At 62.4% G+C, this 23,444-nt stretch carries 17 protein-coding genes; 8 read left to right on the top strand and 9 right to left on the bottom strand.

Annotated features, from left to right (window positions below; genetic code table 11):
* Position 1: 1 nt before the first annotated feature.
* The 4 genes from tuf to VB716_RS09205 all read left to right on the top strand — a co-directional run bounded on the left by tuf (position 2) and on the right by VB716_RS09205 (position 3,556).
* Positions 2-1,231, top strand: coding sequence for an elongation factor Tu (gene tuf, locus VB716_RS09220; protein ID WP_197157122.1), 1,230 nt, complete (start codon positions 2-4; stop codon positions 1,229-1,231).
* Between the two features lie 128 nt (positions 1,232-1,359).
* On the top strand, positions 1,360-1,680 hold the full coding sequence (gene rpsJ / locus VB716_RS09215) for a 30S ribosomal protein S10 (protein ID WP_197157124.1): 321 nt from the start codon (positions 1,360-1,362) through the stop codon (positions 1,678-1,680).
* A 200-nt stretch (positions 1,681-1,880) separates the two neighbouring features.
* Positions 1,881-2,600, top strand: coding sequence for an LON peptidase substrate-binding domain-containing protein (locus VB716_RS09210; protein ID WP_197157126.1), 720 nt, complete (start codon positions 1,881-1,883; stop codon positions 2,598-2,600).
* Between the two features lie 2 nt (positions 2,601-2,602).
* On the top strand, positions 2,603-3,556 hold the full coding sequence (locus VB716_RS09205) for a methyltransferase domain-containing protein (protein WP_197171694.1): 954 nt from the start codon (positions 2,603-2,605) through the stop codon (positions 3,554-3,556).
* On the opposite strand, the gene pheA is transcribed toward VB716_RS09205, so the two are convergent.
* Positions 3,553-4,452, bottom strand: coding sequence for a prephenate dehydratase (gene pheA, locus VB716_RS09200; RefSeq protein ID WP_197158910.1), 900 nt, complete (start codon positions 4,450-4,452; stop codon positions 3,553-3,555). The two genes, VB716_RS09205 and pheA, sit on opposite strands and share 4 nt — an antisense overlap.
* Positions 4,453-4,509: 57 nt before the next feature.
* On the opposite strand from pheA, the gene VB716_RS09195 reads away from it, so the two are divergent.
* Positions 4,510-5,034 carry a DUF1997 domain-containing protein gene (locus VB716_RS09195; protein WP_197157130.1) on the top strand — a complete coding sequence of 175 codons (525 nt, stop codon included), beginning with the start codon at positions 4,510-4,512 and terminating at the stop codon, positions 5,032-5,034.
* Here the strand turns inward: VB716_RS09195 and VB716_RS09190 are convergent.
* The 3 genes from VB716_RS09190 to VB716_RS09180 form a co-directional block, all read right to left on the bottom strand.
* Positions 4,973-5,626 (bottom strand): ribonuclease HII, encoded by a 654-nt coding sequence (locus tag VB716_RS09190; RefSeq protein WP_197172153.1) that lies wholly within the window; start codon positions 5,624-5,626, stop codon positions 4,973-4,975. The genes VB716_RS09195 and VB716_RS09190 overlap by 62 nt on opposite strands.
* A gap of 10 nt (positions 5,627-5,636) precedes the next feature.
* On the bottom strand, positions 5,637-7,691 hold the full coding sequence (locus VB716_RS09185; protein ID WP_323270306.1) for an Rne/Rng family ribonuclease: 2,055 nt from the start codon (positions 7,689-7,691) through the stop codon (positions 5,637-5,639).
* A gap of 306 nt (positions 7,692-7,997) precedes the next feature.
* Positions 7,998-10,667 carry a TIGR03960 family B12-binding radical SAM protein gene (locus VB716_RS09180; RefSeq protein ID WP_323270313.1) on the bottom strand — a complete coding sequence of 890 codons (2,670 nt, stop codon included), beginning with the start codon at positions 10,665-10,667 and terminating at the stop codon, positions 7,998-8,000.
* 219 nt (positions 10,668-10,886) lie between these two features.
* On the opposite strand from VB716_RS09180, the gene VB716_RS09175 reads away from it, so the two are divergent.
* The 3 genes from VB716_RS09175 (at position 10,887) to VB716_RS09165 (ending at position 13,422) form a co-directional block, all read left to right on the top strand.
* Positions 10,887-12,113, top strand: coding sequence for an LL-diaminopimelate aminotransferase (locus tag VB716_RS09175; RefSeq protein ID WP_323270305.1), 1,227 nt, complete (start codon positions 10,887-10,889; stop codon positions 12,111-12,113).
* Between the two features lie 137 nt (positions 12,114-12,250).
* Complete coding sequence (gene clpS, locus VB716_RS09170) at positions 12,251-12,592, top strand: ATP-dependent Clp protease adapter ClpS (RefSeq protein WP_197172150.1); 342 nt, start codon at positions 12,251-12,253, stop codon at positions 12,590-12,592.
* Positions 12,589-13,422: a CPBP family intramembrane glutamic endopeptidase gene (locus tag VB716_RS09165; protein WP_323270304.1), complete on the top strand. Its 834-nt coding sequence runs from the start codon at positions 12,589-12,591 to the stop codon at positions 13,420-13,422. The genes clpS and VB716_RS09165 overlap by 4 nt, the downstream gene beginning before the upstream one ends.
* A 9-nt stretch (positions 13,423-13,431) precedes the next feature.
* On the opposite strand, the gene VB716_RS09160 is transcribed toward VB716_RS09165, so the two are convergent.
* The 5 genes from VB716_RS09160 to VB716_RS09140 form a co-directional block, all read right to left on the bottom strand.
* A complete protein-coding gene (locus VB716_RS09160; RefSeq protein ID WP_323270312.1) occupies positions 13,432-14,823 on the bottom strand; it encodes a sensor histidine kinase in 1,392 nt (463 codons plus the stop codon).
* A 140-nt stretch (positions 14,824-14,963) separates the two neighbouring features.
* Positions 14,964-15,656: a response regulator transcription factor gene (locus VB716_RS09155; RefSeq protein ID WP_323270303.1), complete on the bottom strand. Its 693-nt coding sequence runs from the start codon at positions 15,654-15,656 to the stop codon at positions 14,964-14,966.
* A 101-nt stretch (positions 15,657-15,757) separates the two neighbouring features.
* Positions 15,758-18,169, bottom strand: coding sequence for a T3SS effector HopA1 family protein (locus VB716_RS09150; RefSeq protein WP_323270302.1), 2,412 nt, complete (start codon positions 18,167-18,169; stop codon positions 15,758-15,760).
* Positions 18,170-19,423: 1,254 nt separating this feature from the next.
* Positions 19,424-21,580 (bottom strand): peptidase domain-containing ABC transporter, encoded by a 2,157-nt coding sequence (locus VB716_RS09145; RefSeq protein WP_323270301.1) that lies wholly within the window; start codon positions 21,578-21,580, stop codon positions 19,424-19,426.
* Between the two features lie 64 nt (positions 21,581-21,644).
* A complete protein-coding gene (locus VB716_RS09140) occupies positions 21,645-23,243 on the bottom strand; it encodes a photosystem II high light acclimation radical SAM protein (RefSeq protein ID WP_323270300.1) in 1,599 nt (532 codons plus the stop codon).
* Positions 23,244-23,444: the final 201 nt, after the last annotated feature.

Below are 23,444 nucleotides of genomic sequence, written 5' to 3'. Positions count from 1 at the left end.
CATGGCTCGCGAGAAGTTCGAAAGGAACAAGCCTCACGTCAACATCGGCACCATCGGCCATGTTGACCACGGCAAAACCACCCTGACGGCTGCCATCACCAACGTGCTGGCGTCCCAGGGCATGGCCAAGGCCCAGGCCTACGACGAAATCGACGGCGCTCCCGAAGAGAAAGAGCGGGGCATCACGATCAATACCGCCCACGTCGAGTACGAAACCGACAAGCGGCACTATGCCCACGTCGACTGCCCGGGCCACGCCGATTATGTGAAGAACATGATCACCGGTGCCGCCCAGATGGACGGCGCCATCCTGGTGGTGGCCGCCACCGACGGCCCGATGGCCCAGACCAAGGAGCACATCCTGCTGGCCAAGCAGGTGGGTGTGCCCGCCCTGGTGGTCTTCCTCAACAAGAAGGACATGGTCGACGACGAGGAAATCCTCGAACTCGTCGAACTGGAGATGCGTGAGCTGCTGAGCAGCTACGACTTCCCCGGCGATGACATCCCGATTGTTGCTGGCTCCGCCCTCAAAGCCCTGGAGTACATCCAGGGCGGCAAGAAGGCCGTGCGTGGTGAAGACGAGTGGGTCGACAAGATCCTCGACCTGATGGATGCCGTTGACGAGGCCATCCCCGAGCCCGAGCGCGAGATCGACAAGCCGTTCCTGATGGCGATCGAAGACGTGTTCTCGATCACCGGTCGCGGCACCGTCGCCACCGGCCGGATTGAGCGCGGCAAGGTCAAAGTGGGTGAGACAGTCCAGATCGTGGGCATCCGCGACACCCGCGAGACCACCGTGACCGGGGTCGAAATGTTCCGCAAGCTGCTCGACGAGGGCATGGCAGGCGACAACGTCGGCCTGTTGCTGCGTGGCATCCAGAAGGAAGACATCGAGCGCGGCATGGTGCTCGTCAAGCCCAACTCGATCAAGCCCCACACCAAGTTCGAGGGCGAGGTGTATGTGCTGAAGAAGGAAGAAGGCGGCCGTCACACCCCCTTCTTCGCCGGTTATCGCCCGCAGTTCTACATCCGCACCACGGATGTGACCGGTCAGATCACCGCCTTCACCTCCGATGAAGGTGAGAACGTGGAAATGGTCATGCCCGGCGACCGCATCAAGATGAGTGCCGAGCTGATCTGCCCGGTTGCCATTGAGCAGGGCATGCGCTTCGCCATCCGCGAAGGTGGTCGCACCATCGGTGCCGGCGTGGTCTCCAAGATCGTCGCCTGAACCGGCTTGCCGCCGCTTCTGATCTAGGTTGAAGGGGTCGGGGCCCAAAACCCCGCCCCTTTTTGTGCACCTCGACAACTCACCCCTCCCGCCGACCCTGTCAGGTCGGGTTTCCTGCGCGCCCCTCCATGTCCACTGCCATCGCCCAGCAGAAGATCCGCATCCGTCTGAAGGCCTTTGACCGCCGCATGCTGGATCTCTCCTGCGAAAAAATCATCGAAACAGCCGATCACACCGCTGCCACGGCCATCGGCCCGATTCCCCTGCCAACCAAGCGCAAGATCTACTGCGTGCTGCGCTCCCCCCACGTGGACAAGGATTCCCGCGAGCACTTCGAAACCCGCACCCACCGCCGCATCATCGATATCTACAGCCCCACCTCCAAAACCATCGACGCCTTGATGAAACTGGATCTCCCCAGTGGCGTCGACATTGAAGTCAAGCTCTGAATCTGTCGCGTTCTCAGCCGCTGGATGACCCACCCCCGTTGCCGGTCCGTCCGGTGGCGGGGGTGTTCTTTCTAGGATCAACCATTCTTGACCACCCCGTTGCACGCCTTTCCGCCTGTCCCGAGCCCCTGCTGCACCAGCGCATCCAGCAGCCGTCCAGCTGGAGCGGGGCGACCCTTCACCTGGGCAGGAATCACGGCATGACCAGCACCCCGACCATCCGGGAACTGCCCTTGTTCCCGCTGCCCGATGTGGTGCTGTTCCCGCAGGAAGTGCTGCCGCTGCACATCTTCGAGCCGCGTTACCGGATGCTGCTCAGCACGGTGATGGCTGAGGATCGACGCTTCGGGGTGGTGCGCTGGGATCCTCAGGAGCAGCGCATGGCGTCCGTGGGGTGCTGCGCCGAAATCCTGCACTGCCAGACCCAGCCGGACGATCGCAGCAACATCGTGACCATGGGCCAGCAACGCTTCCGGGTGCTGGAAATCGTGCGCGAAGCCCCGTTCCGGGTGGGCCTGGTCAGCTGGATCGAGGATGAAGTCTCAAGCAGCCACGACGACCTGCAGACGCTCACCGCCGCTGTGACCCAGGCCCTGCAGGATGTGGTCGAACTGACCGGCAAGCTGGTGGGCAAGCCCGCTCACCTGCCCAACGACCTGCCGGATCTGCCCCGGGAACTGTCGTTCTGGATCGGTTCCCATCTGGGTGGCCCCGTGGCCGATGAGCAGCAGGCCCTGCTGGAACTCACCGACACCGGCGACCGCCTGCGGCAGGAATACGAGCTTCTCGACCAGACACGCCGCCAGCTCGCCGCCCGCACCGTTCTGATGGACACCTTCCGCGATCTTGGGGACAGTGAGCCCGACGCGGACTCCGATGGTGATCCAGCAGGAGACTCCGAGCCTGGCGGCCAGGGCTGAACATGGCGAATCTGACCCTGCCCCTCGTGGGGACAGCCCTGCTGGCCGGGGGGCTGGTCGGAGCGTTCTGGCTCTGGCAGCGCCAACGGCGCAGCTTCTCCAGCACCGCCAGCGTGGCGGCGGCCTACGACCGCTGGACCGAAGACCAACTGCTGGAGCGGCTCTGGGGCGAGCACGTGCACCTGGGCCACTACGGCAATCCGCCGCGCCGGTGCGACTTCCGCGCCGCCAAGGCCAGCTTCGTAAATGAGCTGGTGCGCTGGAGCGGACTCGACCAGCTGCCGCCGGGCAGTCGGGTGCTCGACGTGGGCTGCGGCATCGGAGGCAGCGCCCGCATCCTGGCCCGCGACTATGGCTTCAACGTGCTGGGCATCAGCATCAGCCCCGCCCAGATCGCTCGTGCCCAGGCCCTCACGCCAGCTGAACTCACCTGCCGCTTTGCGGTGATGGACGCCCTGGCCCTCGATCTGGAGCCCGCCAGCTTCGATGCCGTGTGGAGCGTGGAGGCCGGTCCCCACATGCCGGACAAGCAGCGCTACGCCGATGAACTGTTGCGGGTGCTGAAACCGGCGGGCCTGCTGGCGGTGGCCGACTGGAACCGGCGCGACCCGACCGATGGACACCTGAACCGCGTGGAGCGGTGGGTGATGCGCCAGCTGCTCGAGCAATGGGCCCACCCGGAGTTCGCCAGCATCCGGTCCCTGCAGCACAACCTGGAAACCAGCCCCTGGGGCGGCGGCATCCAGATCACCACCGGCGACTGGAGCCGCCAGACGCAACCCTCCTGGATCGAGTCGATCCTCGAGGGTGTGCGCCGGCCGGGGGCAGTGCTGGGCCTTGGCCCAGGCGCCGCCCTGCAGGGCCTGAGGGAAACGCCGACCCTGCTGCTGATGGACTGGGCCTTCCGCACCGGAATGATGCAGTTCGGAGTGTTCCGCGGCCGGAAAGGCAGCTAGGCGGCCTCTGCGTTGGCGGGAGTCGCCGCTGCAGCAGTATCCGCTGAGTCCGCTTCGGCGAGGCTGGTGATCGGATAGGCCCCGAACAGCATGACGTGCTCACACAGGGGCCGCAGGCGGTCCAGAGCACGCTCCAGCCGGGCAGTGGCGTCGGTGGGATCCGACGCGATGAACTCCAGATCGACAAAGAAGATGTATTCCCCCATCTCCCGTTTGGATGGGCGCGATTCGATCCGGCTCATGTTGAGACCCTCGGCGGCGAAGCACTGCAGGGCCTCCAACAGCGCGCCGGGGCGATTGGCCTGCAACGAGAAGGCGAGGCTGGCCAGCGCACCAGTCCGGGCGCGGGGACCGCGGCGCAACAGCAGAAAGCGGGTGCAGTTGCCCGGCACATCGTTGATCGGATAGGCCAGCACCTCCAGACCGTGCTCGGCGGCGGCTTCGCGCGACGCAATGGCTCCGCGGAAGCGACTGCCGGCCACCAACCGGGCCGCCTCGGCGGTTGAGCTGGTCGGCAACTGCACAGCTGCCGGCAGCTGGGCCGCGAGCCACTGGCCGCACTGGGCCAGGGCCTGGGGGTGGGAGAGCACTTCGCTGATGTCGGCCAGGCTGCCGCTGCCCATCAGCGCGTGGCGGATGGGCAGCACCAGCGCCCGGGCAATGGTGAGATCGGGATGTTCCCACAGCGCATCCAGGCAGGTGGTGACACCACCTTCCACCGAGTTTTCCACCGGCACCACCGCCGCCTCACAGTCCCCATCGGCCAGGGCCCGGATCACAGCACGGATCTCCCGCTGCGGCACCAGCTCAGGATCGGCGATGCCCTCCAGGCGCGCCAGATGCCCGGCCGCCTGTTCGCCGTAGGTGCCCGTCGGACCAAGGAAGGCAAGGCGCATGGGCTCGGGACTGCTCACGGTGGACCGATAAGATCATGCCGCGTCGGCCTGCCGGCCATGTCCGTGGCCTTCAGCGCCAGCCAGTCGCTGAAACTGTCCCTGCCCGCCGAGGACTGCGATCGGGTCGGGCTGCTGCCCCCCTATCTCGACGATGAGGAGCGCGTCATCGGCGCCCTGCTCGATCCCAGTCAACTGGAACGATTGGAGGCGGGTCGCTACCGCTACGCCGTCACTCGGCTGCAGGTGTTCCAACTGCAGATTCAGCCGGTGGTGGTCCTGCAGGTGCGGCGCCAGCCTGGCAGGATCGAACTCAACGCCATCGACTGTGAGCTGGAGGGGCTGGGCCTGATCGACGACTTCCAGCTCACCCTGCAGTCGTGGCTGGAGGCTGCGGACACCGGTCTGGAGGGGGAGGCCACCCTGGCGGTGACCGTGAGCCAGCCGCCGCTGCTGAAGCTGATTCCCACCAAGGTGCTGGAAGCCACCGGTCACTCGGTGCTCAGCCGCATCCTGCTGGGCATCAGAACCCGGGTGGGGCAGCAGCTGCTGGGGGACTTCCGCGACTGGTGCACGCAGGCTTGAGAAAACTGCGGCGGTGCAGCGCGGTGGGGCCCAGCCGCTGCAGGGCCGCGCGATGCTGCGCAGTGCCATAGCCCCGGTGCCGTTCGAGGCCATAGCCGGGGAACTGCAGGGCCAGCCGTTCGAGCAGGGCATCGCGGCACTGCTTGGCGAGCACGCTCGCCGCCGAAATGGCCGGGCAGCTGGCATCGCCGCCCACCAAAGCGCGCTGCTCACCGGACCAGCCCCGCAGGGGCAGGTTGCCATCCACGAGCACGAGCTGGGGCCGCCTGGGCAGGCGTTGCAGAGCGCGGTGCATCGCCCGCTCCGTGGCCGGCCGGATGCCATACCGATCGATCTCGGCAGCACTGGCCTGACCGAGTGCCCAGGCGAACGCCTCGGCCTCGATCAGCGGCACCAAGGCAGCGCGGCGGCGGGCCGTGAGCTTCTTGCTGTCGGTGAGCCCCGCAGAGACCAGAGTCTGGAATGCCTGGGCCGGCAGGATCACCGCCGAGGCGAACACCGGGCCGAACAGGCAGCCGCGTCCCACCTCGTCCACGCCAGCACAGACGAGCGGATCGCGATCCTGCCAGGACTCCGGCCGCTGCGGCACCATGGCACCGAACTCAACCGCTGGCAGAGGAGCGGCGGCGGCGGCGGCGGGGCTCGCCATTGTCCTCGGGTTCCGCAGCGGCTTCGGCGGCAACCGCCACGGGAATCGCCACGGCCACGGGCTCAGCAACGGCCGCTGACGAACGGCTGCGACTGCGGCGAGGCGCTGGATGGCTGGAGACGGAATGGCTGGGCACGGTCACCGTGACCACGTCTTCGGGACCCTGATCAACGGGCAGGGGCGTAATCGCCACCGAGGCCGGTCCGATCGGGGAGGACTCGCTGACGATCGAACCGGCACCGACCTGGGTCGCCAGCGGAGCGGCATCCCCATGGCTGCGGCCGTTGCCGCTGGCGTCACCGCCTCGACCACGGCGGCGACGGCGCGGGCCGGAGGCCGCCATCTGCTGGCGGGCCTCCTCCAACACCAGTTCGGGATCAACACCTGGACGGGCGATCCGCACCACAACGTTGTCGGAAGCAGGGGGCGAATCCAGCAGCAGGGAGGGATTGAGGCCCATCCAGCCGTACACCAGCTCCTGATCCGGCTCCATCGGCACCACCACCACCTGGGGCTCCTGGCGCCGCGGGCCGGACTCTGTCGCCGAAGACGGGATGGCAGCCGGCACCTCGACCGGAACCGCGCCCTCGGAGCTGTCCTCGATGGCGCTGGGAAAGGTGGTCAACTCAGGCAGCTCACTGCCGGAAGCCGCACGACCGCCCCGGCCTCCACGCCGCCTCCGGCCACTGCCACCAGCCTCCGCGGCTCCGGGACTGGCCACCTCTGCCCGGGCCGATGCCGCCGAACGCACCAGACCGGTCATCGTGGCCAGGGGCTGGAGCGTGTCCTGGCCGGGCAGCACCGCCACGTGGCCAAGACCGCCACAGCTGGGGCAGGCGCGGCCGAACAGCTCGTAAAGATTCTGGCCCTGCCGTTTGCGGGTGAGCTCCACCAGGCCCAGCTCGGTGAGTTGGGCAATCTGGGGACGGGCCGCATCGTGGCGCACCGCATCGGTGAAGTACTCGAGCAACTGCAGTTGATCGCGGCGCGAGTCCATGTCGATGAAGTCGATGATCACGACCCCACCGATGTTGCGCAGCTTCAGCTGGCGGGCAATTTCAACCGCCGCCTCACAATTGGTCCACAGCACCGTTTCCCGGGCGTTGGCGGAACGGGTGAAGGAACCGGAGTTCACATCGATCACAGTGAGCGCCTCGGTGGGCTCGATGATCACGTAGCCGCCCGAGGGCAGATCGACCCGGGGCTTGAGCGCATCGCGGATCGCCGCATTGACGCGGAAGTGCTCCAGGATCTCGCCGGGCTCCTGGTGATATTCGACCAGGAGATTGGCCTGATCCGCGCCCAGGAAGGCATTGACCCGCTCCACCGCTTCGTGGGTGTCGACCACCACCCGCACCACCTCAGGCGTGTAGAGATCGCGCAGCACCCGATGGACGAAATCCTCATCCCGGTTGAGCAGGGTGGGCGGACTGGCGGTCTCGGCGGCCTGCTGGATGCCTTCCCACTGGCGCAGCAGGGATTCGAGGTCGTCGATCAGCAGATCTTCGCTGACGCCCTCGGCTTCGGTGCGGATCAGCAGGCCAGCGCCGGGGGGCTTGATCAGGACGCCGAGTGCCCGCAGGCGGTTGCGCTCGTTTTCGCCATTGATCCGGCGGGAGATGTTCACCCCCTGGCCGTGGGGCTGGAGCACCAGAAAACGCCCCGGCAGCGTGAGGTTGCCGGTCAGGCGTGGGCCCTTGGTGCCGGTGGGTTCCTTCATCACCTGCACCAGCACGGTCTGGCGCGGCGCCAGCAGCTCGGTGATGCCGGCAGCCCCCTTGCGGAGCCGGAGTGGACCGAGATCGGTGACGTGAATGAAACCGTTCTTTTCGCTCTCGCCGATGTTGACGAAAGCAGCGTCGATCCCGGGCAACACGTTTTCGACGGTGCCGAGATAGACGTCACCAATCTGGTAGCGGCCCTGGGCCACGACCAGTTCATCAACACGCTCGTCGTTGAGAACCGCGGCGATCCGCAGGTGCTCGGCAATGACGATCTGCTGGGGCATGGAAAAATTCTGGGCTCGAAAGAGCGCCGCCAAGGGTGAATCGACCCGCCCCTCAGAGGACCCTGCGAGGCGATGGCGCGTGCGTCAGCACGCCGGTGGGACTGTCAGCGGAACGGCAAGCCAGCGACAGCCCATCCGGAAGAAATTGAAGACGCAGACGCGCTGCGTCAGGCGAGCCGCGGAGGAACGTCCGGGGAAGTGGGTCGCAAGGGAGCGACTTGTTCGAAGAAACGTTCTGGCGGCGGAATGCTCGATCCGACCGTCGTTGGGGAGACCGGCGAACTTTTCTGCCGTCCTGCAGGCAAATTAGCACGCTCGCAAGATCAGCCCCTGCCGCTGGGTTCTGGAGGCCCGCAGTCGACAGCCCAAAGCCTCGCCAAGCCAGTGGATCACCTGCTCCGGCCGCAGACTGCGCCCCTGGGAATCCACCCAGGCCCGGACAGTCACGACCGCTTCAGCGGCATTCAGGCCGGCGTCAGCGCTGGTGTCCACGGCGAGGTCGAACAGATAGGGCCGGCAGTCCCGCTGCCGTGGTCGGCCTTTTTTATCGGTGTCCTCCCAGAGGAGCGCATCGGCCTCCAGCAGCGCCGCCACAGCCTCCTGCCAGCGCTGCCATGGCACCGGCTCCACGGGGCTGGCCGTGAACCGCCACAGGGCCGCTTCGACCTCCTGGGACAGGCTGGGGCCGAACACCGCCACCTCCCCGACCGAGAGCAGGCGGAACTCCGCGGGCAGCTCAACCTGCAGCGCCTGGCGCACCGCCGCCGGATCGCAGGCCTCGGTGAACTCCAGATCCATCCATTCACCGAGGCCCTCCACCCCCAGCGGCAACGAGAGCGCGAACTGCAGCCGGGGCAGGGGGTGAAACCCACCGGTGAAGCTCACCGGCAGACCGCTGCGCCGCAGGGCCCTCTCCAGCAGCCGCACCGTGTCGAGATGGCTGATCAGGGCCAGGGAGCCTGTCTTGGCGAACCCGAAGCGCAGCCGGAACACCCGCTCGCTGGCCGGGGCGCGCTGTGCCTCCAGGGAGGGAATCGGCGGCGGCGCGATCACCACGTTATGACCCAGTTCCGGCCCGCAGACACCGCAGCTGCTGCAACCGGCGAAGGAACAATCCGGCACCACCAGGGCCGCCAGGGCCCGTTGCAGATCCTCGGCCAGCCAGCGCTTCTCCAGCCCCGCATCGATGTGATCCCAGGGCAGGGGCTGGGCGCAGAACGCCTCCAGGTCCTCGACCGAGAGGGCCTCGGCGCTGCTCCAGGCCCCCATCTCCAGGGCCCTGTAGCGGCCCTCCAGGCCGGCCGCCTCGATGGCGGCGGTCCAGGCGGCATGGGTGCGATCGGCCGACTCGAACCAGGCATCGAGGCCGGCGCCGGCCCGCCAGGCCGCCTCGAGCACAGGCGCCAGGCGTCGATCGCCGCGGCCGACGAAATCCTCGATCGCCGAGAGGCGCACATCGGTGAAATTGGTCTTGATGCCGCGCAGCTGGCGCAGGGCAGAGCGCAACAGCTGCTGACGCCGCACGAACTCCGCGGTGGAGACGCTGTGCCACTGGAAGGGCGTGTGGGGCTTGGGCGTGAAGTTGCTGATCGTGAGGTTCAGCTCCAGCCGGCCCAGATCGGCGCAGTCGCGTTGCAGGGCCCGGCAGGTATCGGCGATGCCGAGCACATCGGCATCGGTTTCACCCGGCAGACCGATCATGAAATAGAGCTTCACCTTGCGGTAACCGCTCTGCATCGCCGTGCGAATGCCCCGCAGCAGCTCCGCGTCGGTGAGGCCCTTGTTGACGATGTCGCGCAGGCGCTGGGTACCGGCCTCCGGCGCAAAGGTGAGACCCCCCTTGCGGGTGCCGCCGAGGATATGGGCGATGTTCTCGTCAAAGCGATCCACCCGCTGGCTGGGCAGTGTGAGGCTCACATTGCGCTCGGCCAGCCGGTTGCGCAGTTCCACACCCACCGCAGGCAGGGCCAGGTAATCGCTGCAACTGAGCGAGAGCAACGAGAAATCGCTGTAGCCGGTGCGGCGCATCCCCTCCTCCACCGCCTCGATCACCGCCTCGGGTTCGACATCGCGGGCCGGTCGGGTGAGCATGCCCGGCTGGCAGAAGCGGCAACCACGGGTGCAGCCGCGCCGGATCTCCACCGTGAGGCGGTCGTGCACCGTTTCGATGTGGGGCACCAGCCCCATGGCGTAGTGGGGCATCGGCGTGGCGGTGCGGCGCTGGATGCGCGGCGGCAGCCCTGGCTCCAGGGGCTGCAGACTCACCCCATCGGCACCTGGGCCGTAGAGAGCCGGCACGTAAACACCCGGCACCTGGGCCAGATCGCGCAGCAGGGCGCGCCGGCTGCGGCCGGCGGCACGGCCCTCCGCCACCACCAGGCCGATCTCCGGCAGCAGCTCCTCGCCATCGCCGAGAGCGACGAAATCGAAGAAAGCGGCATAGGGCTCGGGGTTGCTGGTGGCCGTGGGACCACCGGCGAAGATCAGGGGCGGCGCGGCGGGATCATCCAGGGGCAGATCACCCCGATCGGCGGCGCGGATCGGGATGCCGGCCAGCTCCAGCATCGTGAGGATGTTGGTGCCACCCAGTTCGTAGCTGAGGCTGAAGCCAAGGATGTCAAAGGCCGCCAGGGGGCGGCGGCTCTCCACCGCGAACAGGGGCTGCCGCCGCTGCCGCAGCCGGTCGGCCAGATCGGGGGCAGGCAGGTAGGCCCGATCACAGAGCTGAGCAGGAACGGAATTGAGAATCGAATAGAGAATGATGTGCCCGGTGTTGCTCGCCCCCACCTCGTAGACCTCGGGATAGGTGAGGGCCCAGCGCACCCCAGCCCCTCGCCAGTCGCGCTCCCAGTCGCGCGGTATCACCCCCAGCTCGTTGCCCAGGTAACGGGCGGGCTTGCTGATGCCCAGATCGACCAGGGCATCGAAATCGATCGGGGCAGAGCCAGGGTCGGCAGAGACAGCTCCGGCAGGCACTGCGTCGTCAGCAACAGCCGTGGCGGAGGAAGCGGTGGAAGGCACGGCGGGCACGGCTTGGCAGAGCTTGATGCTATGCAGCGCCGCAGGCGGCATCAGGGCCGTTGCTCTGCCAACGCCCCCTGGCGCAAGCCTGAGGAGAGCTGCCCTGCTGCGATCGGCCACTGCCGTAGGACAATCCCGCCAGCGACTCCAGCTGCGGCGCAGCCCTCTTTTGCCATGGTTCAGGTCAACGGCAACTACCTCAAGCTCAAGGCGGGCTATCTGTTCCCCGAGATCGCCCGACGGGTCAAGGCCTTCAGCGAGGCCAACCCCGAAGCCGCCATCATCCGCCTGGGCATCGGCGATGTGACCGAACCGCTGCCCGAGGCCTGCCGCATTGCCATGAAGGCCGCGATCGACGCGATGGGCACCCGCGAGGGCTTCCACGGCTATGGCCCGGAGCAGGGCTACCTCTGGCTACGGGAGAAGATCGCCGCCACCGACTTCCAGGCCCGCGGCTGCGCGATCACGGCCGAGGAGATCTTCGTCTCCGACGGCTCCAAGTGCGACAGCAGCAACATCCTCGACATCCTCGGAGAGGGCAACCGCATCGCCGTGACCGATCCGGTGTATCCGGTGTACGTGGACAGCAACGTGATGGCCGGCCGCACCGGCGACGCCGATGCCGCGGGTCAGTACGGCGGGCTCACCTACCTGCCGATCAATGCCGAGAACGGCTTCACTGCTCAGATCCCCAGCGAAACGGTGGATCTGATCTACCTCTGCTTTCCCAACAACCCCACCGGCGCGGTGGCCACCAGGGAGCAGCTCAAGGACTGGGTCGACTACGCCCGCGCCAATGACGCCCTGATCCTGTTTGATGCCGCCTACGAGGCCTTCATCCAGGACCCCTCTCTGCCCCACTCGATCTACGAGATCGAGGGGGCACGGGAGTGTGCGATCGAGTTCCGCTCCTTCTCCAAGAACGCCGGCTTCACCGGCACCCGCTGCGCCCTCACCGTGGTGCCCCGCGGTCTGATGGGCACCGCCGCCAATGGTGAGAAGGTGGAGCTGTGGGGCCTGTGGAACCGGCGCCAGTGCACCAAGTTCAACGGGGTGAGCTACATCGTGCAACGGGGTGCCGAGGCCGTGTATTCACCCGAAGGGCAGACCCAGGTGAAGGCCCTGATCGACTTCTACATGGAGAACGCCGCGATCATCCGCCGCGAACTCAGCGCGGCGGGACTGCAGGTGTACGGCGGCGAGCAGGCCCCCTACGTCTGGCTGAAGACCCCCGAGGGCGTGGATTCCTGGGGCTTCTTCGATCGACTGTTGAGCCAGGCCCATGTGGTGGGCACCCCCGGCAGCGGCTTCGGTGCCGCCGGCGAGGGCTACTTCCGCCTCTCGGCCTTCAACAGCCGCGCCAACGTGGAGGAAGCGATGCGCCGGGTGCGGGCCCTGTGAGTCAGGTGATCTCCAATCCGGCCCTGCAACCGCAAGCCCAGGGCGAATCGATACAGTTGGCCCAGGTCATGCTGGAGTCCCTCATGACGCCTCCTTCCCTGGTGCTGCCTGTGGCTGATGCCTCCAGGATCCACGCGTTGGATGCTGCTGCCGGAGCCCACTGGCACGCCACCGCCACACCCAGCCGTTCCCCCGGCGGGGCGGCTGTGATCGAAAAGACGACGGAGCGAGTGCGCAAGCCCTCGCCCCGGTACAAGGTGCTGCTGCACAACGATCCGGTCAACTCCATGGAATACGTGGTGACGACCCTGCGCCAGGTGGTGCCCTCCCTCAGCGAGCAGGACGCGATTGCCGTGATGCTGGAGGCCCACAACACCGGCGTGGGTCTTGTGATCGTCTGCGATCTGGAGCCGGCGGAGTTCTACTGCGAAACCCTCAAGGGCAAGGGGCTCACCAGCACGATCGAACCGGAGACATGAGCCTGGCCGGTGCCGCCGGCCCCTGGCGCTGGCTGGCGGGGCTGCTGTACGTGCCCCTGCTCTATGGAGCGGGATGGCTCCTGGCTCTGCCCCTGCCCCTGGCGCCGGCTGATCGCCCCCTGATCGGCACCGCCTTCACCCTGACCCTGTTCCTGCTCAGCCTGCCCCTCTGGGTGGGTCGGATGTGGCGGCAGCCGGCCCCCTGGACGACGCTGGGGGTGCTCGGCCCCGCACCAGCTGTACTGCGGGCGTTGCTGCGTGGCCTGTTGAAGGCCCTGCTGCTGCTGCTGGTCCTCAGCCTGGCCCTGGTGCTGGGCGGCTGGGCCCACTGGGAGGGAGGCGTGGCACTGAGTGATTGGATCAACGCCCTGCTGCTGATGCTTGGGGTGGGCTTCGCCGAGGAACTGGTGTTCCGCGGCTGGCTCTGGGGGGAACTCACCCAGCTGCTGGGGGGCAGCCGCTTGGCAGGCCAGAGGGCCCTGCTGGCCCAGGCGGTTCTGTTCAGCCTGGTGCACACCCGTTTCAACCTGGGGCCGGCGGCGCTGCTGGCCCTGCTGGGGGGACTGGGGCTGCTGGGTCTGGTGCTGGGCCTGCAGCGCCGCGCCGATGGGGGCCTGCTCTGGGGCGCCATCGGGCTGCACGGCGGCCTGGTGGGGGGCTGGTTTCTGCTGCAGGGCAGCCTGCTGCAACTATCCAGCCAGGCCCCGGCCTGGCTGGTGGGTCCGGGGGAGGTGGCACCCAACCCGATCGGTGGGCTGGTGGGATGGCTCGGCCTGGGGGCACTGCTCTGGGTGCGGCGGCGCTGGTGGGCCCATCAGGCGCGCCCCTGACTGATGGACTTACCTGGGAAAGCTGACCCTCAAGGTTGTGCCCTCCCCGGGCTGGCTCTGGGCTGCAATGGTTCCATGATAACGATGGACGATTTCCTGGGCAATCGCCAAACCCAGACCTGTGCCTCCCATCGCGCGGGAACGCGACTTTTCAACGCGGTAAAAGCGTTGAAATAAATGGGGCAGATGCTCTGCAGAGATGCCAGGCCCGGTATCACTCACGCTGACCTGAACGGAGCCCCGCTGAGCAACAGCTGTCACGGTGACAGCTCCCGAAGCGGGGGTGTGTTTCACAGCATTATCCAGCAGATTCAAAAACAATCGAATCAGATGATCTGGACTTCCCTGAATCTGGAGATCAGGGGCCAGATCAGTGATCAATTGAATTCGACGAAGATCTGCCAACGGCTGAATCTGAGCAGCAGTCGCTGCCAACAGATCCTTCAGATCAATCAGTTCAAAACCACCTTTGTCGTGATTCTGATCGAGGCGTGAGAGGAGCAACAGGTCATTGCTGAGACGAATCAGGCGATCGACTTCCTGTTCAATCGCCTGGAGAGTTTCCACATACGTCTCTGCGACACGGGATTGACTCAACGTCACCTGCAAGCGCCCTTTCAAGGCCGTCAGGGGAGTTCTGAGTTCATGCGATGCATCGGCCGTAAACCGTCGTTCATGCTCAAACGTCGCTTCGAGAGAATCCAGCATCTCATCGAACAACGTGGCCAGCCGCGCCAGCTCATCGTCGGTAGTGCCATGATAGCGGATCCGCTGAGTGAGGTCACCACTGATCCTGACCTTTTCTGTCATTCGAGTGATTTCACCAACTGGCTTGAGTGCGCGGTTGGCCAAGAATAAGCCGCCCATTCCAACCATACCAAGGAGGACGGGAAGCTTTAGGAGATTTCGCTTAAACAGTGCGTGCAAGGTAGCATCAGCCGACTGGAGAGACTGAGCAACCATCAACCATCCAGATCTTTGGCCATCCGCTGCCACAACCTCCTTCGTATACGTTCGCCATCGCCCACCCTGAACGGCAAGCGTCTGGAAGCCAGGCGCCAATTCCGGTGGCACCGACAACAGGAGCGAGTCTCCGAAGTGCTGCTTTACAGAGCCATTCTTGGAGAACAAGTAGATTTCAACCCCTGCATCATTCAAGAGCGAGGCCAAAACCGGGGTGTCCTTTCGCGGGTCAAACTCTAAAGTATCAACCTCATCATCAAGATTCTTTCTCGCCTGAATAGCACTCACCTCCAACGAACGGTCAACTTGACCCAGAAGAGTCTGCCGGAACTCAAGATAGATATATCCATCCGACACAAGCATGGAGAGCCCTGCCAGCAGGCTATACCAGGCAACCAGACGAAACCGCAGATTCTGCCAGGGCTTGCGGTAGTTCATATCGATCAAGAGCTCAGCAAGAAAGTGATCAGACTGCTGGACAGTCCTGCCAAAAGCTCGACAGAGGCATAAGCGGCACAGCCACTTGCAACCGATTAGTCGAAGAGGTTATCAACACTGGCAAGCCAGAAGGCAAGAAACTAGCCCGAATAGACGCCTTCACCTTCGGCCCTGATTGAATAACCGACACCACGGATTGTCCTAATAAAAGAAGCAGCGTCGCCTCTGTCGATCTTTCGCCGAAGATAGCCAATGTACACATCAATAACCTTGTAGTCTCCATAGAAGTCAAAACTCCAAACATGCTGAGCGATTTGGGTTCGACTCAAGACATGATTTTCATGGCGCATTAAGTATTCCAAAAGTGAATACTCGCGAGGACTCAGGTCAATCAGTCGATCGCCAAGCCGGACGATTCGCTGCGCTGTATCCATCTTCAGATTCCCCACCTTGAGCAGAACGTCCGTATGGAGAGGAGGCCTTCTCAATAAGGCCCGCAAACGAGCGAGCAGTTCAGCGAAATCAAACGGCTTAATCAGATAATCATCGGCCCCTGCATCCAGCCCCAAGACCCGATCCTGCACTGTATCCAGCGCGGTCAAAAGCAGGACGGGTGTCTGGAAACCTTGCTTTCTTAACTCCTTCAATACGCTTAAGCCATCCAGACCAGGAAGCAAGACATCCAGCACAATCACATCATAATCTGCAGCCATTGCAAAATTGAGCCCTTCCCGGCCATTGACAGCAATGTCAATGGCGTACCCAGCTTCGCTAAGCCCTTGATGGATAAATCTGGAAATAGCAGAATCATCCTCAACCAATAGAATGCGCATACCAAGCCAACTCCCTCCAAGCAGATACGTGATCAGAGTCTGGCATATCTTGCTCTGATGACGGATTCATAAAGCCAAAAGGCAGAAACAAACTGACGTGACTAAGCGCTCTGGATGAGAGCGGCATCCAATGGTGGGTAGAAAGCAGACGACCCAGGGCTGAGGTGAGGGCGCTGCCAATCGAGGTTAAGCTGGGAAAACTGACGCTGCATTGCCCTCTGCCGCGATTGCGGAGTAGGTACGGATTCCATCAGTGACTGAGCAAGTATCTGGCATCGGGACAAGCCAAAGTCTTCTTTATCTTGCAGAGATTCAGCCAATCCAATCCCAGGGGCAATGGATTGGGTAAATAGCGGGATCGGATCTTTCAGATGGGATCGAAGCCCAGCATAGTTCTCCTGCAACGCAGAACGCAAATGGATATAATCATCAGCCTTCAGCGCCAAAACCGCAGCATTATATCTTCCATACAATGAAGGATCATTGAGAACGCTCAAGCTGTACGGGCATGCCATACGATTGAAAGCGGTGGTCAAGACATCCAGCAATACGATTGCACCATCCGAAGTGACATGAAAGTAGATATTGATGCGAGCCTGATCGACAGAAGGTTCTCCCTCGTTTCCAATTGCCACATAAAAGTCTCCATCAAGACAAGCATTGGGCAGGAGCAAGGACACGCCCATGCCGACAGACAGGAATGACAGCATCTCTGACTTGGAGAGCTGTGGCATGGAGACTCGATCAATCGCAAGATCAGAAGATGGATCAACCCAAAGACGTAGGCCATCCTTCTCAACCTGGATACGATCCGCTTCCAATCGGATCACGATCCAGCTCGGATCAGAGAATCCCCTGCCACGATTGGCTGACTGAATCTGCCTAAGAAAATCGATATCAAGACCGGCAGCTGTATTGTTTTGAAAAGATTTCTCGCGGGGGCGAGTCAGACTGCGACTCTCTTGCTCACCACTGAAATAAATGTCAAACAAATAATTCTTGACTTGACGCTGTTTATAAGCCTGCTTCAGCTGATCGGGTAGAGCACTATAGCGTTTGCGATTTTGATCAGAGGCCTTATCATCTCCGGGGTGTGTCAAGTCGAGGGGAGCATAGGCCGGGTGTTGAATCAGCGGGGGTTCAATGCGAATATTCGCGATCAAGTCGGCGAGCGCATCGTCGAGAGAGTAATGCTGAACCCAATAGGGTAGTGGCGCATCAGATAGAAAGTCATCCTTATCCTGAATGGATTGGATTAAAGCCGTCTCACCAGTATCCACAACAGTGTGGGAAGCAAAGTCAGATGGAGAAAACTCGGTACATCCAAAGATTGTCACCATCGCGGCTCTAGGCTGGCACAATAACGACTTGGCCACCTGCAGCATCGAGATTTCCAAATTACCAAAGGGTTCTCGATAATGCAGCCGATCCTGGATCGACCCAATCAAACCTAAGCCAGAAAACCGTAGGACCCGTTCTGGAAAGTCAGGAAAGACATCAAAGATCTTGGGAAACTGTGCCAGATAGGCCTGCAAGAAGGCGACCAATGATGGCTGCAGCCTCTCCAAGGGCACCGCAGCCAACCGCAGTGCCACCTCCAGATCAATATCTCGGCTGAGCATGAGACTCTTCAACCATACCCGTAGGTATTCAGCCACAATTGCTCCCACATCCAGGGCAGGATCACCCCATGCCCATTGCTCCCAATCAATCAGTCGGATGACTCCCTGAGCTTCATTCAGATTCAACGCAGCCGCAGACGTGGGCAAGCGTTGAGATTGCCAGAGGGGCCAATCATGGTGAAGCAAGACATTGTTAAACCTCAGATCGTTATGGATCAAGCAGCATGCCTGATAATCCTCTTCAAGCTGGGCAATGGCCTTGGACAGACCTTGCGACCGATTATAAAGTTTATAGAAATTCAAGCCATCCGCAGATACCCGTGTAAATATATCTGGTGACAGATCCTCGAGGTCACCAAGGAAGTCGGGCATATCGTCACCTCCTTCAGGAGGCCGCCAACTGCTTTCCGGATCTAATTCAAGACGGTAATCCTGCCGGCGAAAGGTTGCCTGATGAAGCGTCGCGAGGGAGGCTCCTAGAGCGGTTGCGATCGTGGCAGAAAACTGCTGTGTGTCTGCATAGAACTCGCCAAGATCACAATACGATTGCAAATACCGAAAAACCTGAATTGCGTTGACTGGATCATAATGGACGCCCTCAGGCATTAATGACTGCAAATCATGCAGATCCTCATGGGATGCCAGCAATTGGTAGATTCGCCATTCGTCTTCAAAGTCACCCTTCGGAACCTCTTGGCAATTTATTGGTCCTTGCTTGACCAACAGATGATTGATGGCTGCATTACGCCTCCCACTCTTCGACAGCTGAACATGCAAGTTTAGATTCTTTCCAGGCCGTTTTTCAACCCTAAGAAGGCGATCGGCTGAATGACACAGCTTATGACGAGCCAAATAATCAAGAATGCTTGCTGAATTTAATCGATAAACCATGGGTTGGTAGCCACCACTTGAAATTCCATCGGCGACGGGCCGGGATTAACTCATGCCGGCAAAGCATCAAGAATGCCCGGGCACATCCTTGATGCTTTGGGAAACTCATAGGCCTTCAATCATCACTTACAGGGTAACCGAGTTGACAGAGAAAAGATTTCTTTCTCCGTGTTGATCTGCCAAGTAGAGCATACCCTTAGCGGCGATTGCGACGACGACTACGACGACGACTACGAAGGCGACTACGACGACTGCGGAGACGGCTGCGGCGATTGTTGTTGCGGCTGATACGGCTGCGGCTGATACGGCTGCGGCTGCGGCCCCCTCTTCCTCCTGAGATAGAGGCCTCATCTTCGGGGTTGAGACTGTGAATGAGGCTATCGGCCCCAGAAAGCAGATCAAGCCCCAACAAGTCAACATGTTCTGTGGCTTTAATGTCCATGCGATGTTCCTCCTTCTGGCGTATCGCCAGATTCAGTGTGAGTGGTGGTTAAGATGCGTTGCTGCCAAATCGGCATTTGAAAGACGGCTACAATGACCATCTCATCCGACAGTCCAGCCGGTTTGACTGGACTGAAGCAAAAGTAGAATGCGAACGGCAAGAAAATGGCGGGAAACCGGCAAGAAAACTCTTACCATTCCAGTTGGCAGGCTGGGATGCACTGCTATGAGTGGTCGACGGGTGGCTGAGACCAATCGATGGGTGAGCACAAGATCTCTAGCCGGGCTCTGACAGGATCGTTTCCCTTGGTAGGGGACTCACGCTGACCGATTTGGACTGGTCGTCCGACCACGACCATGCCATCGACCTCAGCGGACTCAGCGGGAAGGAAACAACAACAGCGGCTGTCAATTCCTGAAGACCGACTCAGATTCACAGCCACATCAGCAACTCAGTCTTGCGCAACACGCAACAGGAACTTCAGCACGATCTCAACACCAGTAGTGATATCTGCCACGAGATCCAGGCCCAACCGTAGGTCGCAGTGACGTGATGACGAACACTGCGGACAAGACCACGACCTTGATCAGCAACTAAAACTAGCCACTCCGTACCGCGGAGGGCCATGCGCGCCAGTTCTCGGACGGTAGCCAGTTCATTGAAGAGATTGCGCAGGATGACCGGCAAGGAAGCCATCTACTCAACAGCAGTCGGTCAAGGAGCGGTCTCACAACCAGCGTTGCGATTTCGTGCAGGGGGGGATGAGGCCAAGCACCCCGTGGAACACTGGAAAGCCATGACGCGTGGTTCTGTCATCCCTTCAGCAGGTAGGGAGCCAGAGATTCACTGTTGCCCAGATCCTGCGGTCGTCCCTGGGATACAACCCTCCCCTGCTCTAGGTACACCAGCCAATCACAGCGATGAATGACACTGGGGCGGTGACTGATCATCACCGTGGTCACCCCCCGACGCTCCTGCAACAGATTCTCAATCAGCCGGCGCTCCAGCACCGGATCCAACGCCGCTGTGGACTCATCCAGAATCAGCACAGGCGGGGAGGTGACCAGTGCTCGGGCAATCGCCAGTCGCTGGCGTTGTCCACCAGAAAGATTGGCCCCGAATTCACCCAGGACTGTCTGATAGCCATCAGGCAGTTCGCGAATGAACTCGTCAGCAAGCGCTTGTTCACAGGCTGCCACCACCTGATCAAACGAGACATCTGGGTAGGCAAAACGAAAGTTTTCGAGAATCGTGCGATTGAAGAACTGGGCCTCCTGGGGAACCAGCACCACTTGCCGCCGCAGACATTCCAGGGAGATGTCATGAAGTCCATAGGGACCGTAGTGAATCGAGCCGCTCTGGGGTGGATAAAGACCGGCCAACAACTTGACCAGCGTGCTCTTGCCACAGCCGGATTCACCGATCAACGCGGTGCAGCACCCAGCCGGAAAGGTAACTGTGAACTGACTGAGCAGATCCAGCCTGCCAGCATGGTGAAACGCCAGATTCCGGCAGTTGATCTCGCACGACTGTGGCAGGGTCACCCATGGCTTTGCCATCGCCTGAGGATCCTCCAGGCTGCCCTCCAGCACCTCTGACAATCGCCTGATCACTACATTGGCTGTGAGGTAGTCGTCGGCGAAGTCGACCAAGGATTCCAGAAAGCCGAGCACATTGCCGCTCATGCCGCTGAAAGCAAGAAGTTGACCAATGGACAGTTGACCGGAAATGACAAAACCACTTCCATACCAGAGCAGAGCCAGGGTGGTCACCCGAGACAACAGCCCTGTTGTGGTGCCACTGAACAGACTCAGCTGCAGTGCATTCCAGCGGAGGTGGGCCACGCTGCCGAAGTTCCGCTGGTACTCATCCCAGGCCTGGGGTGAAGCCTCGGTGGTTTTCAGCACCTGGGCGCCACGAAAGATCTCTACCAGAAAACCCTGGTTCTCCGCGGATTCCACAATTAGCCGGCGGTTCTTCTCGTACTGTGCAGGTAAATACAGCAGGCCTGAACCAATCAGAATGCCAAAGGACAACAAGGAAACAGCAGTCAGAGCGGGGCTGTAAACCAGCATCACCACGAGAGAGATGGAGGCAATGAAGAGGTCGCTCGGCAGTCCAAGAACAAGATCGCTGATCAGTGCATTGATACGACTGATGTCTCCAATCCGGCTCACCACCTCACCACTTCGATGGCTGTCGAAGTAAGTCATCGGCAATTGCAGTAGCCGGTGGCCATACTCCAGCACCATCCCCAATTGAAGTCGCTGGGCAAAATGACCCACCATGTGGCCCTGGATCATGCTGATGACACTGCGAAAAACAAACAGAAACAGCATCGCCAGGCCAAGGCTGGTGAGCAGCTGACTATCACGACGGACCAAAACGTCATCTGTGAGCAACTGCATCAACAGCGGCATGGCCAGGGCCAGCAGGCCAATGACCACATTGATGCTCAGGGCCTGTAGTAGCAAAATCCGATAGGGCCAGGTCAAGCGCAGAAAGCGCAGGAACGGCACGCGCTTCTCCTCCGGCTGTTGCAGCAGCCTGTTGAGGTCTGGCTCCAGCAGCAGCAGTACTCCGTTCCCCCAACCCTCTCGAAACTCCTCTCGTGACAACTTGCGGATGCCGGCAGCCGGATCGGCGATGACCAGCTTTCTTCCCTGCTGCCCATAAAGAACTACCCAGTGGTCTCCATGCCAATGGCAGATCGCGGGCAGCGGAATGACATCGAGCTGCTCGAGAAGAGCAGCATCGGCCCGCACCGCACGGGCATGAAAACCGATGGCATCCGCCCCCCGTCGCAGGCCCAGCAGAGTGGTCCCCCGGGCACCCGTACCGACAAGTTCGCGGACCCGCGAAAGGGCCAGCCGCCGGCCATGATGGCGTGCTACTGCTACCAGGCAAGCAGCGCCGCAATCCTCCTCAGAATGCTGCTCAACCCAGTCGTAGCGCACGATGCAGGACATCTCTGCGCAACAAGCTAAAGACAGACGGTGTCAACCAGGCCCTGAGGCTGTGGCGACGGCAGCATCAATGAGTGGCGGTGGCCATGGCCCGACGCCCTTCCACCGGCGCATGCAGTGCCTCCTCCAGGGGAGCGGTGCCGTAGTCGCGCTCCAGCAGGGCCATCACGGTGCGACCGAAATCAGCGGGGTTGCGTTCAAAGGCCTCCAGACAGATCCGGCCGAACGTGCTGCCCATCGGCTCGGGGTTCCAGAGCAGCTTCCGGGCCGTCCAGGGGAGCATGCTCATCGGGTCGTAGCCCGGCTGAATCAGGCCCTGCTCGAAGCCATACTGCTCGAGATGGGTGTGGGGCTGCAGGCCGATGAAGAAGATGGCTGGCTCCACCTTGTCGGAGCCGAAGATTCGCTCCAGTTCGCGGTGGTAAGCCACGGTCTGGCGGATCGTCTCGGGCCGCTCATCGATCACGTTGAACGAATAATTCACCGATACATGCTCGCGGAAGCCGGCCCGGGCCAGCAGACGGCAGTTCTCTAAAACAGTGCGCAGGTTGTAGCCCATGCGCATCTTGCGCACCAACTCCTGGGATCCGGAGGTGATACCGATCTCGAAGTAGTCCATGCCGGTGGCCACCATCAGCTCCGCCAGCTCGGCATCGATGTTGTCGGCACGGATATAGGCGGCCCAGCGGATATCGGTCATGCCATTGGCCTGGATCGCCCGCAGCAGCTGCTTGGCGTCTTCGATGTAGCGGCGGGCGGGGATGAACTGGGCGTCGGTGAACCAGAAACCGCGCACGCCCCGGTCGTAGAGCTGCCGCATCTCCCGCACCACCTCCTCCACCGGGTTCACCCGCACCGCCTTGCCTTCCACCACGGTGTAAACGCAGTAGCAGCAGTTGTGGGGACAGCCGCGCTTGGTCTGCACCCCCACGTAGAAATCGCCCCCTTCCAGATACCAGTTCAGCTGGGGCCAGATCGTTTCGATGTAGGCGTAGTCGCAGGCGGTCTTGTTCAGGCTCAGCGGCTGCTCGTGAATCAGGCCAGGCCTTGGCGCCTCACCCACCACATAACAGCGCTCGCCGCTGAGGGAGTCCCCCCGCAGCAGCTTCTCCAGCAGGGGCTCGCCCTCCCCCACGGACACCACCGTGCCCCGGGGCAGGCTGCGGCCCAGCTGCTCGTAAAACACACTCACAGCGCCGCCACCGATCACGGCACGGGCCTCGGGCGCAAAGCGCCGCGCCCGCCGCAACCCGCGACGCACCAGCCGCAGGTTGCGCCACAGCTCGCCGTAGAAGGCCCCCATCAGCCGCAGGCCGCCCATGGCACCGCGCAGCCGCCGCATGGGATTGCGGGCGTAGAACACCTCAAACGAATTCTGCAGCGGATTGCCGCCACGGCCGTCCACCGGCGCATAGATCTGAATGTCTCGCCAGGAGAACACCAGCAGGGTGGGGCGGAAGGCCTCGATCGTGTGGAGCAGCACCCGCTCCACATCCAGCACCGGCAGGGCCGCCAGATCAAGAATGCGCTGCTTCAGCCCCGGGAAAACCTTGTGCAGATGATCGGCCAGGTAGATAGGCCCGATCGGAAAGATGGGGTTGCAGGGCAGTCGCACCAGCAACACCCGGTGCTGGCTCGGGGCGCTCCGATCAGGCAGGGTGCTCACTCCGATCCGGCTCCGGCGGGGTCAATGGTCGGCCGGGGTGGACGCTAACAAGCACGACCGGAGGGCGAGGGGGCCAGCCCAGGGGCAGAGGGAGGGGAAGCCGCCCATCCCAGAAACTTCATGAACCCCCTTTACAGAACCGCAACATTCCGTTACGGTCACTACAGGCGGAGCACCGCCGTGGAGGGGTTTCCCTCAGCG

The organism is Synechococcus sp. CCY9201, assembly GCF_034931105.1.
Lineage (GTDB): Bacteria > Cyanobacteriota > Cyanobacteriia > PCC-6307 > Cyanobiaceae > CBW1002.
The sequence above is the reverse complement of the archived record's forward strand: the minus strand, read 5'-3'. Positions and strand labels throughout refer to the sequence as shown.